General features: G+C 70.6%; 12 protein-coding genes. 6 read left to right on the top strand and 6 right to left on the bottom strand.

From position 1 onward, the window contains the following. The first annotated feature begins 25 nt into the window (after positions 1 to 25). From prpE to QQA12_RS03925, 3 genes are all read left to right on the top strand, one after another. Positions 26 to 1,906, top strand: a complete 1,881-nt coding sequence (gene prpE, locus QQA12_RS03915; RefSeq protein ID WP_226050264.1) for a propionate--CoA ligase — start codon at positions 26 to 28, stop codon at positions 1,904 to 1,906. A 121-nt stretch (positions 1,907 to 2,027) separates the two neighbouring features. Beyond that, positions 2,028 to 2,507: a hypothetical protein gene (locus QQA12_RS03920; RefSeq protein ID WP_054663387.1), complete on the top strand. Its 480-nt coding sequence runs from the start codon at positions 2,028 to 2,030 to the stop codon at positions 2,505 to 2,507. A 105-nt stretch (positions 2,508 to 2,612) separates the two neighbouring features. Beyond that, the gene (locus QQA12_RS03925; RefSeq protein ID WP_056931939.1) at positions 2,613 to 3,674 is read left to right on the top strand and encodes a suppressor of fused domain protein; all 1,062 of its coding nucleotides are present in this window, start codon (positions 2,613 to 2,615) and stop codon (positions 3,672 to 3,674) included. Positions 3,675 to 3,698: 24 nt separating this feature from the next. Here the strand turns inward: QQA12_RS03925 and QQA12_RS03930 are convergent, their stop codons facing one another. Beyond that, the gene (locus QQA12_RS03930; RefSeq protein ID WP_226050263.1) at positions 3,699 to 5,195 is read right to left on the bottom strand and encodes a HAMP domain-containing sensor histidine kinase; all 1,497 of its coding nucleotides are present in this window, start codon (positions 5,193 to 5,195) and stop codon (positions 3,699 to 3,701) included. After that, positions 5,192 to 5,908 (bottom strand): response regulator transcription factor, encoded by a 717-nt coding sequence (locus QQA12_RS03935; RefSeq protein WP_054663396.1) that lies wholly within the window; start codon positions 5,906 to 5,908, stop codon positions 5,192 to 5,194. Before QQA12_RS03935 ends, QQA12_RS03930 begins: the two co-directional genes overlap by 4 nt. Before the next feature lie 143 nt (positions 5,909 to 6,051). Between QQA12_RS03935 and msrB the strand changes: the two genes are divergently transcribed. The 3 genes from msrB to msrA are packed head-to-tail and all read left to right on the top strand — an operon-like array spanning position 6,052 to position 9,088. Continuing rightward, positions 6,052 to 6,555 carry a peptide-methionine (R)-S-oxide reductase MsrB gene (gene msrB / locus QQA12_RS03940; protein WP_056931937.1) on the top strand — a complete coding sequence of 168 codons (504 nt, stop codon included), beginning with the start codon at positions 6,052 to 6,054 and terminating at the stop codon, positions 6,553 to 6,555. A 36-nt stretch (positions 6,556 to 6,591) separates the two neighbouring features. Then, complete coding sequence (locus QQA12_RS03945) at positions 6,592 to 8,337, top strand: cytochrome c biogenesis protein CcdA (protein ID WP_226050262.1); 1,746 nt, start codon at positions 6,592 to 6,594, stop codon at positions 8,335 to 8,337. Positions 8,338 to 8,353: 16 nt separating this feature from the next. Further along, positions 8,354 to 9,088: a peptide-methionine (S)-S-oxide reductase MsrA gene (gene msrA / locus QQA12_RS03950; protein ID WP_056931935.1), complete on the top strand. Its 735-nt coding sequence runs from the start codon at positions 8,354 to 8,356 to the stop codon at positions 9,086 to 9,088. 90 nt (positions 9,089 to 9,178) lie between these two features. Here msrA and QQA12_RS03955 read toward each other — a convergent pair whose 3' ends face one another. The 4 genes from QQA12_RS03955 to QQA12_RS03970 form a co-directional block, all read right to left on the bottom strand. Then, complete coding sequence (locus QQA12_RS03955) at positions 9,179 to 9,796, bottom strand: glutathione S-transferase N-terminal domain-containing protein (protein ID WP_226050261.1); 618 nt, start codon at positions 9,794 to 9,796, stop codon at positions 9,179 to 9,181. 82 nt (positions 9,797 to 9,878) lie between these two features. Continuing rightward, the gene (locus QQA12_RS03960) at positions 9,879 to 10,337 is read right to left on the bottom strand and encodes a cell wall hydrolase (RefSeq protein WP_054663411.1); all 459 of its coding nucleotides are present in this window, start codon (positions 10,335 to 10,337) and stop codon (positions 9,879 to 9,881) included. 428 nt (positions 10,338 to 10,765) lie between these two features. Further along, entirely contained in the window at positions 10,766 to 12,796 is a 2,031-nt protein-coding gene (locus QQA12_RS03965; protein ID WP_226050260.1) for an NADPH-dependent 2,4-dienoyl-CoA reductase, read from the bottom strand. A 325-nt stretch (positions 12,797 to 13,121) separates the two neighbouring features. Next, positions 13,122 to 14,147 (bottom strand): zinc-binding alcohol dehydrogenase family protein, encoded by a 1,026-nt coding sequence (locus tag QQA12_RS03970; RefSeq protein WP_226050259.1) that lies wholly within the window; start codon positions 14,145 to 14,147, stop codon positions 13,122 to 13,124. Positions 14,148 to 14,267 lie beyond the last annotated feature (120 nt).

Genomic DNA, 14,267 nt, shown 5'->3' on the forward strand with positions numbered 1-14,267 from the left:
AGGCCAGCAGGTTCCGGAGGGTGACATGCAGTACGAGCAGACCTACCGCCGTTCCATCGACGCGCCGGAGGCATTCTGGGCCGAGGAGGCCAGGGCGATCCATTGGCACACGCCGCCGCGGCAGATCCTGGACTACTCCAATCCGCCGTTCCGGCGCTGGTTCGTCGGCGGCGAAACCAACCTCTGCTACAACGCGGTGGACCGGCACCTGGCCGAACGTGCCGACCAGCTCGCGCTGGTCGCCATTTCCACCGAGACCCAGGTCACCCGCGAGATCACCTACCGCGAACTGCATCGGGAGGTGAACGCTTTTGCCGCGGTGCTCAAGGCGCTGGACGTCGCTCGCGGTGATCGCGTGGTGATCTACATGCCGAACATGGCCGAGGCGGTGTTCGCGATGCTGGCGTGCGCGCGCATCGGCGCGGTGCATTCGGTGGTGTTCGGTGGTTTCGCCGCGCACAACCTGGCGCTGCGCATCGACGATGCCAGGCCGAAGCTGCTGATCGCCGCCGATGCGGGCATGCGTGGCGGCAAGGTGATCCCCTACAAGCCCATGGTCGACGCGGCGTGCGCCGAGGCCGCTTCGCCGCCGCCGAAGGTGCTGATCGTCTCGCGCGGCCTGGATGCGGCCATGCCCCGGATCGACGGCCGCGACGAGGATTACGCCGCGCTGCGCGCACAGGTGGGCGATGCGCAGGTGCCGGTGGAATGGCTGGAGTCCAACGAGCCCAGCTACCTGCTGTATACCTCGGGCACCACGGGAAAACCGAAGGGCGTGCAGCGCGATGTCGGCGGCTACGCGGTGGCGATGGCGCAGTCGATGCGCACCGTGTTCGATTGCGCGCCGGGCCAGGTGATGTTCTCCACCTCGGATGTCGGCTGGGCGGTGGGGCATTCCTACAACGTGTACGGGCCGCTGATCGGCGGCTGCACGTCGCTGCTTTACGAAGGCCTGCCGACGAATCCGGATCCGGGCATCTGGTGGGCGCTGTGCGAGCAGTACGGGGTGCGCACGATGTTCTCCTCGCCCACCGCGATCCGCGTGCTGAAGAAGCACGACGTTGATTTCATCCATCGCCACGACCTGTCCGGACTGAAGTACCTGTTCCTGGCCGGCGAGCCGCTGGACGAGCCCACCGCGCAGTGGATCGGCGATGCGCTGCGCAAGCCGGTGATCGACAACTACTGGCAGACCGAGACCGGCTGGCCGGCGTTGACCCTGCTGCCGGGGCTGGAGATGAAGCCGGTGAAGTTCGGCTCGCCGGGCTTCCCCAACCTCGGCTACCGGATGAAGGTCATCGACGAGCGCACCGGGGCGGAAGTCGCGCCCGGGCAGAAGGGCGTGCTGGTGATCCAGCCGCCGCTGCCGCCGGGCTGCATGAGCACGGTGTGGAACGACGACGAGCGTTTCCTGAAGAGCTATTTCGGCCACTTCAAGGAGCTGCTGTACAGCTCGCTGGACTGGGCCATCCGCGACGCCGACGGCTACACCTTCATCCTCGGCCGCACCGATGACGTGATCAACGTGGCTGGCCACCGGCTGGGTACGCGCGAGATCGAGGAGGCCGTCAGCAGCCACCCGCGCGTGGCCGAGGCGGCGGTGGTCGGCATGCACGACGAGCTGAAGGGGCAGGTGCCGCTGGTGTTCGTCACCCTCAAGCAGGCGGCCGCCTCCGACGAGATCGCGGCACTTGCGGCGGAGATGATGCAGCAGGTCACCGGCTCGCTCGGGGCGGTGGCGCGCCCGGCGCACGTGCATATCGTCAACGCGCTTCCCAAGACCCGTTCGGGTAAGCTGCTCCGGCGTTCGCTGCAGGCCCTGGCGGAGCGGCGCGACCCGGGTGACCTGTCGACGCTGGACGACCCGGGCGCACTGGAGGAAATCCGCCGCGTGCTGGGGACATAGCGCAGGCCGCTGGCGCGGCGATCGCAGGGGGCGGTGCGGGTGCAGGCATGCAGGATGGGGCGGGGGCCCCGGGTGCCGGTCGCGCGCATCGTGGTTGCGATGCACAAATGCGGGAGGGGGAATGGCGTTGATCCATGCCAAGACGGCGGCTGGCCGTCGCGAAATCGAGGACCGGGGCCTGCGCCTGGCGCCGGCGCTGCGCTCGGTGCTGCTGCTGGTGGACGGGCAGCGCGACAGCCGCGAACTGCAGCAGATGGCGCAGGGGCTGCGGGCGCCGGAGGATGTCCTGGAGCAGTTGCTGGCGCTGGAACTCATCGAGGTGGTGGGAGGCAACGCGGAGCGCGCGCCGCCGGTGCCGGTCACCATGCAGCTGGGCGACGATCCGCTGCGCTACCAGCAACTGCGCGACTGGATGGCCGAGTCGGTACGCCGGCACCTCGGCCTGAAGGGGTACCTGATCCAGCTCAAGATCGAGCGCAGCCGCAACGCGGTGGGGCTGGAACAGTTGTGGCCGGAAGTGGCCGCGGCGCTGGGCAAGGCCAAGAGCCCGGCATTCGCCAGCCGCTGGCTGGAGGAAACCCGGGCCCTGGTGCTGGCGTGACGGCCCCGCCTGCCGGCGTGGTGCCCCGGCCACCCCGGGGCATCACGGCGGCCGTCCGGTAGCCGGCACTATCATGCGCGGTTGGTATCCGAGGGAGCGGCAGGCATGGATCAATACAACGGTGGCGGGGCGGGCACCGCGGGCTGGGACGCCATCAACGCGGCGTTGCGCCCGGTGCACGCGGGGCAGGAGCCACGGCACTTCGGCACGGCAGCCTCGTACACGCTGGGCGGCGACGATCCGCTGGACGGCATCAGCGTGTACTGGAGCCCGCTGCCGCGCCCCCACTGGCATTACGTCACCTATGGTTTCTCCGAGCTGTACGACAAGCACAGCGACGATCCGGAGGCGAGCGGCTTCGGCTTCGAGCTGACCTTCCGTCTCGCCGCCGAAGCCGGCGAGGATGGCAGCGGCACGCCACCGACGTGGCCGTTGAACCTGCTGCAGAACGTGGCCCGCTACGTGTTCGGCAGCGGCAACGTTTTCGAGGCCGGGCACCATCTCGATGCCAACGGCCCGATCGCGCTGGACAGCGGTACCCGGCTGCGCCACCTGGCGTTCGTCGCCGATCCGCAGTTGCCGGCGATCCAAACCCCCAACGGGCGCCTGGATTTCCTGCAGATGGTGGGCCTGACCGACGACGAGATGGCGGCGGTCAGGCGCTGGTCGACGGCCGGCGTGCTGGAGGCGCTGGCACCGGCGATGCCGTCGTGGATCACCGAGCTCGCACGCGATTCGCTGCTGGCCGATGCGGCACTGGCCGGACAGGTGGAGGCGGGCAGCCGCCGCGAAGGCTCCAGTACCGGCATGTTGTTCGTGGAGACGCTGGACTGGTCCGACGAGGGCGTGGTCACCACCCTGGTGCTGGGTGCGGGACAGGTGGAGAGCGTGCTGGAACTGCTGCCGTTGCGGCTGCACCACGACCGGCCGCTGGTGGTGCTGGGCAGGGAACGGCAATGGCGGTTCGAGCCGGGCGTGGCGGACGACCTGCAACTGGACGAGGACAGCGCGCGCTGCGTGCTGTGCGACGCGAGCATCGCGGCGATGCTCGCGGGCATCCGCGCCGAGCGTGGCGTGTACCGGTTGCCCGGCGGCAAGCTGCAGGTCGAAGTGGTGCCCACCCAACTGCGCGACGGCCGCGGCAACGTGATCGGCGAGATCGGCTGAGCGTATCCGCCGGCGTGGCGGGATTCAGCCGCCGTCCTGGAGCGGTGGCGGGCGGCGGCCGGCCGCCGCCAGCGAGAACACGAACACCGCGCCGGACGCACTGTCGGCCAGTTCGATCCGGCGCTGGTGAAGCTGCAGGATGCGCTGCACGATCAACAGCCCGAGCCCGCCGCTGTCCGGGCGCCGGCTGGCGAGCGCGGATGGTGCGTTGAACAGATGCGCGCGCTGCTCCGGGGCGATGCCCGGACCGCTGTCGGCGACGCGTACCTGCACATCGTCGCCGACCGCGCGCAGCGTGACCGTGATCCGGCCGCCCTCGGGCGTATGGCGGATGGCGTTGTCGAGCAGGTTGGTCAGCACCCGCTCGACCAGGCCGAGGTCTGCGTGGACCGCCGGCAGGCCCGACGGGATATCCGCGGCCAGCACCTGCCGGCGCGCCTGCGCGGCCAGTTCGAATTTCTGGAACACGTCCTGTACCAGGTCCGGCAACGAGAACGCTTCCGGCTGCAGTACCACGCCGCCGTGTTCCAGCCGCGCCAGTTCGAACAGCGCCTGCGCCAGGCGGCCGACCTTGGTGCTCTGTGCCAGGGCGATGGACAGGTAGCGCTGGCGTTCGGCGGGGTCGAGCGTGGCGTCCTTCAGCGCCAGGGTTTCCAGGTAACCGTGCAGCGACGACAGCGGCGTACGCAGGTCGTGGGAAATGTTGGCCACCAGTTCGCGGCGCTGCAGGTCCTGCTGGCGCAGCTGCTGCCATTGCTCGCCGATGCGCTGCGCCATGTGCGCGAAGCTGTGCTGCAGGATGGCCAGCTCGTCGCGTTCGCCGGGCCGCGGTGGCATCGCTGGCGCCGGCAGCGCAGGAGGGGCGGCATCGACGTCGAACGCCTGGATGTCGCGGGCCAGCCGCCGCAGCGGCCGGGTGATCCAGCGGAAGGCGATGACCCCGGCGAGCAGGCCGACGACGGCGACGATGGCCAGCGCCCACAGCGTGGTGCGCACGCTGGCGCTGGCCGCCACGTCCGCTGCCAATGCCTCGCGCTGCTCGCCGGCCAGGACCACGTAGATGTAGCCCACCTGGCGCCCCTGCACGCGCAGCGGTGCGGCGTTGAACACCTTGCGCCCGGTGCTGCTGCGCGGGTCGTCGCCGAGGATGGGCAGCGGCGCGCCGCCCAGCAGCGCATGCACCGGCGCCAGGTCGACGCGGTCGCGCCTGAGATGGCCGTCCGGCGCATCGTGGCCGAGGATCCGGCCCTGGTCGTCGAGCAGGTAGACCTCGACACTGGGATTGACCGCCATCAACTTGCCGAACAGCGCGCGCACCTCGCCGTCGCGCATGCCGCGCGCGTCCATCAGCTCGCCGCTGCGCGCGATGTGTTCGGCCAGCCCGCGCGACAGGCGCTGCACGGTTTCCTGTTCGTGCAGGCGCGTGCTGCGCATCTGGATCCACGCCAGCGCGCCGCAGCACACCAGCAGCAGCGCGCAGAACACCAGCGACAGCCGTTGCCATAGCGCCAGCCGGTTCATGGCGCGTTGCCGCCGCCCGCCAGCTTGTAGCCACGGCCCCACACGGTGAGGATGCGCCGTGGCGTGGCCGGGTCGCGTTCGATCTTGTTGCGCAGCCGGTTGATGTGGGTGTTGACGGTGTGTTCGTAGCCCTCGTGGCGGTGGCCCCACACCTGGTTGAGCAGTTCCATGCGCGAGTACACCTGGTCCGGGTGGCGGGCGAAGAAGTGCAGCAGGTCGAACTCGCGCGGGGTCAGCTCCAGGGCATCGCCATCGACCTGGGCCGTGCGCGCGACCGGGTCGATGCGGATGCCGGCCACGTCGATCGCGCCGGCGTCGATGCGCGCGTTCTGCGCCATCGCCTCGACCCGGCGCAGCAGCGCCTTGATCCGCGCGACCAGTTCCAGCATCGAGAACGGCTTGGCCAGGTAGTCGTCCGCACCCAGCTCCAGGCCGAGGATGCGATGCACCTCACTGGCGCGCGCGCTGGTGATGATGATGGGCGTGTAGCGCGTCATCGCGCGCGCGCGCCGGCAGATCTCCAGCCCGTCGACGCCGGGCAGCATCAGGTCGAGCACCAGCGCGCTCCAGTCGTCGCTTTCCAGCAGGCGCAGGCCGTCGTCGCCGGTGGCCGCATGGGTCACGTCGTAGCCTTCGTCGCGCAGGTGCATGCGCAGCAGGTTGGCGATGTGGACATCGTCCTCGACGATCAGGACGCGCTTGGCGCGGTTCATCGGTACGTACGCCGGCTGGGAGGTGGCGCCCATTGTCGGTGGAAGCCGGCGCCGATGTGTCACGGAAAATTTAACTGCGCGTGAGGATTCGTTGACCGCGGCGGGCGCAGCATGGCCCCATCGTTCCTGCCCGGAGACCGGCCATGCCCCTATCCCGTCGCACCCTGCTGGGCCTGGGCGGCGCATTGGCGGCGGCCGGCCTGTCCGGGGTGGGTGCCTGCGGTCGCGCCGCACCGGCGCCCGTGGCCAGGCGCGGTACCTTCGAGGTCGAGCACGACGACGACCAGTGGCGCCGGCTGCTGGCTCCGGCGCAGTACAACGTGTTGCGCGGGCACGGGACCGAACGCGCCTTCAGCAGCCCGCTCAACGGCGAGCACCGGCGCGGCACTTTCCATTGCGCGGGCTGTGCGCTGGCGCTGTTTTCGTCGGCCGCCAAGTTCGACAGCGGCACCGGCTGGCCGAGCTTCTGGGCACCGCTGCACGGCGCGGTCGGCGAGATGCGCGACAGCACCCTGGGCATGTTGCGGGTGGAAGTGCATTGCCGCCGCTGCGGTGGCCACCTCGGCCACGTGTTCGACGACGGCCCGCGCCCGACCGGGTTGCGCTACTGCATCAACGGCGTGGCCCTGGATTTCATCGCGGCGTGAGCGCCGCCCCTCATCGACCGCATAAAGGACTCCTGCATGTTCCTGCTCCTGCTGGCCTACCTCGGCGGCGCGCTCACCATTGCCAGCCCGTGCATCCTGCCGGTGCTGCCGTTCGTGTTCGCGCGTTCGGACCGGCCGTTCCTGCGCAGCGGCCTGCCGCTGCTGGCCGGCATGGCGCTGATGTTCGCGGTGGTCGCCAGCCTGGCGGCGGTCGGCAGCCACTGGGTGGCGCAGGCCAACCAGGCCGGACGCTGGATCGCGCTCGGGGTGATGGCGGTGTTCGCCCTGGCGCTGTTGTGGCCGGCACTGGCCAACCGCCTGCTGTCGCCGCTGCAGCGCCTGGGAGGACGGCTGGATGCGGCGGCCGGCGCAGGGCAGGGCATGGGCAGTTCGCTGCTGATCGGTATCGCGACGGGGTTGCTGTGGGCGCCCTGCGCCGGGCCGATCCTGGGCTTGATCCTCACCGGTGCGGCGCTGCAGGGCGCCAATGCCGGTACCAGCGGCCTGCTGTTGGCCTACGCGCTGGGCGCGGCAACGTCGCTGGCGCTGGCACTGTGGGTCGGTGGCCGGGTACTGGCCGCGCTGAAACGGCATCTGGGCGCGGGCGAGTGGATCCGGCGTGGCGTGGGCATCGCCGCGCTGTTGGCGGTGCTGGCCATCGCCATGGGCTGGGATACCGGCGTGCTGACGCGGCTGTCGACGGTGAGCACCGCGCGGCTCGAGCAGGGGCTGCTGGACGCGCTGCCCGCGCACCCCGCGGCGGCGCGCGGCTCGATGATGATGGCCGCCAACCCGGCCGCGATGCCGGGGCTGCCGGTCGAGGGCGAACTGCCGTCGCTGGCCGGCGCCAGCGGCTGGCTCAACAGTCCGCCACTGGATGCGCAGGCGCTGCGCGGCAAGGTGGTGCTGGTCGATTTCTGGACCTACTCGTGCATCAACTGCCTGCGCGCGCTGCCGCATGTGCGCCAATGGTACGAGCGCTATCGCGGGCACGGGCTGGTGGTTGTCGGCGTGCACGCGCCGGAGTTCGCGTTCGAGCGCGACGTGCGCAACGTGCAGCGGGCGGTTGAGGACCTGGGCGTCAGCTGGCCGGTCGCGCTCGACAACGATTTCGCGATATGGCGCGGCTTCGACAACCGCTACTGGCCCGCGCATTACTTCATCGACGCGCAGGGGCGCATCCGCGCCCATCATTTCGGCGAGGGCGATTACGAGGAATCCGAGCGGATCATCCGCCGGCTGCTGCGCGAGGCGGGCAACGTGTTGCCGGGCGACACATCGGCGGCGGCCATCGCGCGCGGTGCCGTCGAGCGTGCGCCGGACATGGGCAATCTGCGCTCGCCGGAAACCTACATCGGCCATGCGCGGGCGGAGAACTTCGCATCGCCGGGCGGGCAGCGCGCGGGCAGCGTCTTCGACTATGCGGTTCCGCCCGTGCTGCGGCTCAACCAGTGGGCGCTGGCAGGGCGCTGGGTGGTGGGCGAGGAGGACGCGCGGCTGCAGCAGGCCGGCGGCCGCATCGCCTTCCGTTTCCATGCGCGCGACCTGCACCTGGTGCTGGCGCCGCAGGCCAGCGGCCAGCCGGTGCGTTTCCGGGTGCGTATCGATGGGCATGCGCCAGGCGCGATGGCCGGCGACGACGTGAGCGCCGGCGGCGATGGCCAGGTGGACGAGAACCGGCTCTACCAGTTGATCCGCCAGGACGGCGAAGTCGGCGAACGCAGTTTCGAGATCGAGTTCCTCGACCCGGGCGTGCGCGCCTATGCCTTCACCTTTGGTTGAGCCGCGGAGGCCGGCGATGACGATGAGCATGGAAAAATGGGTGGCCGGCGGCATCGCCGCCCTGGTCGCCGGGCTGCTGGTACTGGCCGGGTCCGGCCTCGGCCGCCCGGTGCATGCGGCGCCGGCATCGGTGGATGTGCCCGTGCCGACGGGCGCGGCCGACCTGCGCCAGCCCGGCGTGCACCGCGCGCAGGTGGTGTTTGCCGGCGGCTGTTTCTGGGGCGTGCAGGGCGTGTTCCAGCACGTGAAGGGCGTGGACAGCGCCGTGTCCGGCTACATCGGCGGTAGCGCTGCCGATGCCCGTTATCCGCGCGTCAGCAGCGGCGGCACCGGCCATGCCGAAGCCGTGCAGGTGACCTACGACCCGTCACGGGTCAGCCTTGCGCAGCTGCTGCAGGTGTTCTTCTCGGTGGTGCACGACCCCACCCAGCGCGACCGGCAGGGCCCGGACCGCGGCAGCCAGTACCGGTCGGCGGTCCATGCCGACGACGCGGCGCAGCGCGCGGCCACGCTGGCCTATATCGACCAGCTGCAGCGCAGCGGCGTGTTCGCCGCGCCGGTGGTGACGCGGGTCGAGGGCGGCAGGCGTTTCTACCCGGCGGAGGACTACCACCAGAATTACCTCGCGCTGCATCCGGACGCGGCGTACATCCGGTTCTACGACCTGCCCAAGATCGAGGCGCTCAAGCGCCAGTACCCGGCGCTCTATCGCGACGCGCCGCGGCTGGTGATGCCGGTGTCGGTGCGTTGAAGCCGGGGGCCGCGTAGCGGCACCAGAACGCGAAGGGCCGCCGGCCATGCCACCGGCGGCCCTTCGGTTTCCAGGCGTTGGAGCGCGGACTCAGCCCAGGCCTTCGGCCTTGAGCGCGGCCTGTACCGCCGGGTCGGCCTGCATGCGCTGCTCGAAGCGGTCCAGCGCGTCCATGCCGGCCAGATCGATCTTGAGGCCACGTGCCCAGCGCAGGGTCACGTAGGTGTAGGCATCGGCGATGGACGGGCGCGGCGTGCCCCCCAGCCAGTCGACCTGCGCCAGGCGGTCGTTGAGGCGCTGGTACAGGCCCTTGAGTTTGTCGCGCGAATTCTGCTGGGTGCGGGCGATGACCGCCTCGTCCTCCAGGTATCGGGTCGAACCGAAGATCGGGTAGTACTGCGGGTGCAGGTCGGCGTTGACGAAAGACAGCCAGCGGTTGACCTCGGCACGGGTGCGCGGGTCGCTGCCGCCGTCCAGGCGGGCACCCGGCGCCTTGTCGCAGATGTAGTGGAGGATGGCCGCGTTCTGGGTCAGGACCCAGCCGTCGTCCTCGAGCACCGGCACCGCACCGGCCGGGTTCATGGCCATGTACGCCGGCGACTTCATGGTGGCATGGTCGACGATCTGGACCTCGAACGGCAGGCCGGACCAGATCAGCGCGATATGGTCGGCCAGCGAACAGGCGCCGGGCTTGGTGTAGAGCTTCATCGGATACCTCGGGGGTGGAAGGACCCCCGCATTATCGTCGCCGGCGCGTTCGCTGGCGTGACCGGCATGCGATGCCGCCGCGTCAGGACGTGCGCGGCTTGAGCGACTGCACCTTGTAGAAGGTGTGCCCGCCGATGGTGGCGACCTGGTAGGCATTGCGCCAGCTCGGGCTGGCGATCGCATGCGCGGCGAAGTGGCTGGCGCCAGGCACGATCTCCTTGCGCTGGCCGGCCGGCAGGGCCCAGTTGCGTTCGGCGGCGAAGGCCACGTCCACGGCCTCGGCCCAGGCATCGTTGTTGCGCAGCTGGGTGTCCGGCGCCACCAGGGTGGGCGCGAACTGCTTGCGTGCGGTCACCACCTGGCACATCGAGTCGCCCCACAGGCCGCTGTCGAGGCGGCGCAGCGCGACTTCGGCCACGGCCTGCTGGCCGCGCAGGGTCTGGTCGCGGGCTTCCAGATAGACGGTGGTACTCAGGCACAGCGAATCGGCGGCCGGCTGCGGCAACAACTGCGACAGCCAGAGAATCCAGGCCAGTTTCATAGGTCTCCTTGCTCCGTATGGGCGGCAACCTGCCTGTTCCCGGTGCAGCAGGGGACAGGACGGCAGCGGCTTGGCGTCATGGGGAGGCGGCCATGGCATCGGGGCCGCCCCGTGGGCAGACCCCGATCAACCGATCGTGGGGGCTGCGCCGTGCTCACCAGAACTGGGGGGTGAGCGGAAAGTTGGCGCAAGGTAGGGGGGCAATCCCAAACTCATCCTGAATGCGCATTCTTGACATTCAGCTTCGTTGCAGGTCCAGGATCCGACGTGGATGTGGCTGCGGCGCGTCGCCCGGCGATCGGATGGGATGTGTCGCCGGTCACGAAAAACGGCGGGCAGCGGACCGGCAAGGTGTCTGCCGGCGCACGTTTCCACCCCGGGCGAACACTGTAATCCTGCTGCCCGGGGGGCGGGGCCGACGCGGATGCCTAGAGCGCGGCGGCCAGGCGGCTGCCCTGGTCGATGGCGCGCTTGGCATCCAGTTCGGCGGCTACGTCGGCACCACCGATGACATGGGCGTTCACGCCCGTCGCCGCCAGCGCATCGGCCAGGGCGCGCATCGGCTCCTGGCCGGCGCAGACCACCACGGTGCCGACTTCCAGCAACTGCTCGGTGCCATCGACGCGGATGCGAAGTCCGCGGTCGTCCACGCCCAGATACTCCACGCCACCCAGCATCCGCACTCCCTTGGCCTTGAGCGTGGCGCGGTGGATCCAGCCGGTGGTCTTGCCCAGGCGGGCGCCCGGCTTGCCGGGGCTGCGCTGCAGCAGCCAGACCTCGCGCGCCGGTGCCTCGGGCTGCGGCGCGGACAGCGCACCACGGCTTTCGAAACTCGGGTCCACGCCCCATTCGGCCATCCAGCGCGCCGGGTCCAGCGACGGCGACGGGCCGTCCTGCACCAGGAACTCGCCGACGTCGAAGCCGATGCCGCCGGCGCCGATGATGGCCACCTTGTCCGCGGCCCGGACCCGGCCCTGCAGCACGTCCAGGTAGCTGACCACCATCGGGTGGTCGGCCCCGGGGAAGTCCACCTTGCGTGGCGAGATGCCGGTGGCCACCACCACGTCGTCGAAGCCGGCCAGCATCGGCGCATCGGCGCGCACGCCCAGGCGCAGTTCCACGCCGGTATCGGCCAGGCGGTGGCGGAAGTAGCGCAGGGTCTCGTGGAACTCCTCCTTGCCGGGAATGCGCTTGGCGACGTTGAACTGGCCGCCGATCTCGCTGGCCGCGTCGAACAGGGTGACGTGGTGGCCGCGTTCGGCCGCGACCGTCGCGCAGGCCAGCCCGGCCGGGCCGGCACCGACCACCGCCACCCGCCTGGGCGCGCTCGTGGGGCGGTAGACCAGCTCGGTCTCGTGTGCGGCACGCGGGTTGACCAGACAACTGGCGCGCTTGTTGACGAAAATGTGGTCCAGGCAGGCCTGGTTGCAGGCGATGCAGGTGTTGATGGTCTCGGGCCTGCCGGCGCGGGCCTTGGCCGGCCACTGCGGGTCGGCCAGCAGCGGCCGCGCCAGCGAGACCATGTCGGCCTGGCCGTCGGCCAGCACCCGCTCGGCGACGTCGGGCATGTTGATCCGGTTGACCGCGATCACCGGCACCCCCACGTGCGGGCGCAGCTTGGCGGTGACCGCGGTGAAGGCCGCACGCGGCACCGAGGTGGCGATGGTCGGCACGCGTGCCTCGTGCCAGCCGATGCCGGAGTTGATCAGGGTCGCCCCGGCCGCTTCGATGGCCCGCGCCTGCTGCAGGATTTCTTCCCAGTTGCTGCCGTCCTCCACCAGGTCCAGCAGCGACAGCCGGTAGATGATGATGAAGTCCGGTCCGCAGGCCTCGCGGATGCGGCGCACGATCTCCACGGCGAAACGCATGCGCCTGGCAGGGTCGCCGCCCCAGGCATCGGTACGCGTGTTGGTGCGCGGGGCGATGAACTCGTTGATCAGATAGCCTTCCGAACCCATCACCTCGACGCCGTCGTAGCCGGCATCGCGTGCCAGCCGCGCGGCACGGGCGTAGCTGCCGATCTGGCGTTCCACGCCCCGTGCCGACAGTGCGCGCGGGGTGAACGGGTTGATCGGCGCCTTGAGCCGGGAGGGCGCCACCTGCAGGGGGTGGTAGGCGTAGCGGCCGGCATGCAGCAGCTGCAGGCAGATGTGGGCGCCGTGGCTGTGCACGACGGCGGTGACCTGCCGGTGCCGGCCCACTTCCCATGGCCAGGACAGCTTGCTGCCGAACGGCGCCAGCCAGCCGGCGATGTTCGGCGAGAAGCCGCCGGTGACCAGCAGTGCGGCACCGCCGGCGGCGCGCTCGCCGAAATAGGCTGCCAGCTTCGGGAAGTCGCGGACGTGGTCCTCGAGGCCGGTATGCATCGAGCCCATCAGGATGCGATTGCGGAGCCGGGTGAAGCCCAGGTCCAGCGGTGCGAACAGATGGGGGTAGGCGGTGTCGGTGGCTGGCGTCATGATGGATACGCTTGCGTACGGAGCATGTCAGCCTGCCCCGAAACCGGGTCGGCGGCAAGGGCCGCGGCCCGCGGCGACCGCGGGCCAGTGTCATGGGGCCGCGCGGTGATCCATCCCCTGTGCGGGCACACCGGCGGGGCCGGTGTCGCCGTCGCTGCAGGCCGGTCGTCCGAAGGTTGGCCACGGGCTGGGCGCCGCCCTGGCAGGTGCTGCCGCCAGCGGGTGCGTCAGGGGGCGGTGTGGCGGGCGGTCTGCCGGTCGCCTGCGGAGGGCGCAGGGCCGGGATGCGCGCCTGTCACGTTCCGTGCCCCGGTCGCCTGCCGTCTCAGTCCCAGCCTTCGAGCACCAGCTTGCCCAGGGTGCTGCCCGATTCCAGCAGCCGGTGCGCCTGGCGCAGGTTGGCCGCGTTGATCGGACCCAGCCGCGCGCTCACCGTGGTGCGCAGTTCGCCGGCATCGATCAGGCTGGCGGCACGGGTGAGGATGCGGTGCTGTTCGATCATGTCGGCGGTGCGGAAGCGCGCCCGCGCGAACATGAATTCCCAGTGGATGCCGATGCACTTGGCCTTGTACGGGTCGCCGATGCGCAGCTCGCCGGCAGGCTCCACGATCAGGCCGACATGGCCCTGCGGCGCCAGCAGTTCACCCAGCACCTGCCAGTAGCGGTCGGTGTCGGCCAGGTTCAGCGCGGCGTCCACCTGGTCGATGCCGAGCGCCTGCAGTTGCGGTGCCAGCGGCTGGCGATGGTCGATGACGTGCGCGGCACCCAGTTGCCGGCACCAGGCGCGGCTTTCCTCGCGCGATGCGGTCGCCACTACGGTGAATCCGGCATGGCGGCCGAGCTGGATCGCCATCGAGCCGACGCCGCCCGCGCCGCCGATGACCAGCAGGGTCCGGCCGCTGTTGCGGCGGCCATCGAGCTGGTAGGGCATGCGCTGGAACAGCAGCTCCCAGGCGGTGAGCGTGGTCAGCGGCAGGGCCGCGGCTTCGGCGAAATCCAGCGTGCTCGGCTTGCGCGCCGCCAGTCGTTCATCCACCAGGTGCATCTGTGCGTTGCAGCCCGGCCGGGTGACATCGCCGGCGTAGTACACCTCGTCCCCCACCTCGAACGCGGTCACCTCGGGGCCGACGGCCAGGACGGTGCCCGCGGCGTCGAAACCGAGGATGCGGGGCGGCGTGTGTTCGCCCTTGCCCGAACGCCGCAGCTTGGTATCGACCGGGTTGACCGACACGGCCTGCACGCCCACCAGCAGGTCCTGCCCCTGCGGGGCGGCGGGCGGGGGCAGTTCGACGTCTTCCAGCGCGCGGGGATCCTCGATCGGCAGGGAGTGGCTCAGGCCCACAGCTTTCATGGCAGAAGTTCCGTTCGGTGAGGGGTGGACGGCCATGATACCCAGCCACTGTTCAGGCAAGGGTCGGGGTATCGGACGGCAGGGCCGCTCCAGCCGGCGCCCGCGGCCGGCTCCCGGCGC

Origin of the sequence: Stenotrophomonas sp. 17(2023) (assembly GCF_030345315.1) — a bacterium.
Classification (GTDB): domain Bacteria; phylum Pseudomonadota; class Gammaproteobacteria; order Xanthomonadales; family Xanthomonadaceae; genus Stenotrophomonas; species Stenotrophomonas acidaminiphila.

Bases quoted from the DNA above. Each gene is read 5' to 3' on its own strand.
- QQA12_RS03935 (WP_054663396.1), bottom strand. From the start codon at position 5,908: ATGAACCGCGCCAAGCGCGTCCTGATCGTCGAGGACGATGTCCACATC.
- QQA12_RS03970 (WP_226050259.1), bottom strand. From the start codon at position 14,147: ATGAAAGCTGTGGGCCTGAGCCACTCCCTGCCGATCGAGGATCCCCGC.
- QQA12_RS03960 (WP_054663411.1), bottom strand. From the start codon at position 10,337: ATGAAACTGGCCTGGATTCTCTGGCTGTCGCAGTTGTTGCCGCAGCCG.
- QQA12_RS03925 (WP_056931939.1), top strand. From the start codon at position 2,613: ATGGATCAATACAACGGTGGCGGGGCGGGCACCGCGGGCTGGGACGCC.
- QQA12_RS03945 (WP_226050262.1), top strand. From the start codon at position 6,592: ATGTTCCTGCTCCTGCTGGCCTACCTCGGCGGCGCGCTCACCATTGCC.
- QQA12_RS03965 (WP_226050260.1), bottom strand. From the start codon at position 12,796: ATGACGCCAGCCACCGACACCGCCTACCCCCATCTGTTCGCACCGCTG.
- QQA12_RS03955 (WP_226050261.1), bottom strand. From the start codon at position 9,796: ATGAAGCTCTACACCAAGCCCGGCGCCTGTTCGCTGGCCGACCATATC.
- prpE (WP_226050264.1), top strand. From the start codon at position 26: ATGCAGTACGAGCAGACCTACCGCCGTTCCATCGACGCGCCGGAGGCA.
- QQA12_RS03920 (WP_054663387.1), top strand. From the start codon at position 2,028: ATGGCGTTGATCCATGCCAAGACGGCGGCTGGCCGTCGCGAAATCGAG.
- msrA (WP_056931935.1), top strand. From the start codon at position 8,354: ATGACGATGAGCATGGAAAAATGGGTGGCCGGCGGCATCGCCGCCCTG.
- msrB (WP_056931937.1), top strand. From the start codon at position 6,052: ATGCCCCTATCCCGTCGCACCCTGCTGGGCCTGGGCGGCGCATTGGCG.
- QQA12_RS03930 (WP_226050263.1), bottom strand. From the start codon at position 5,195: ATGAACCGGCTGGCGCTATGGCAACGGCTGTCGCTGGTGTTCTGCGCG.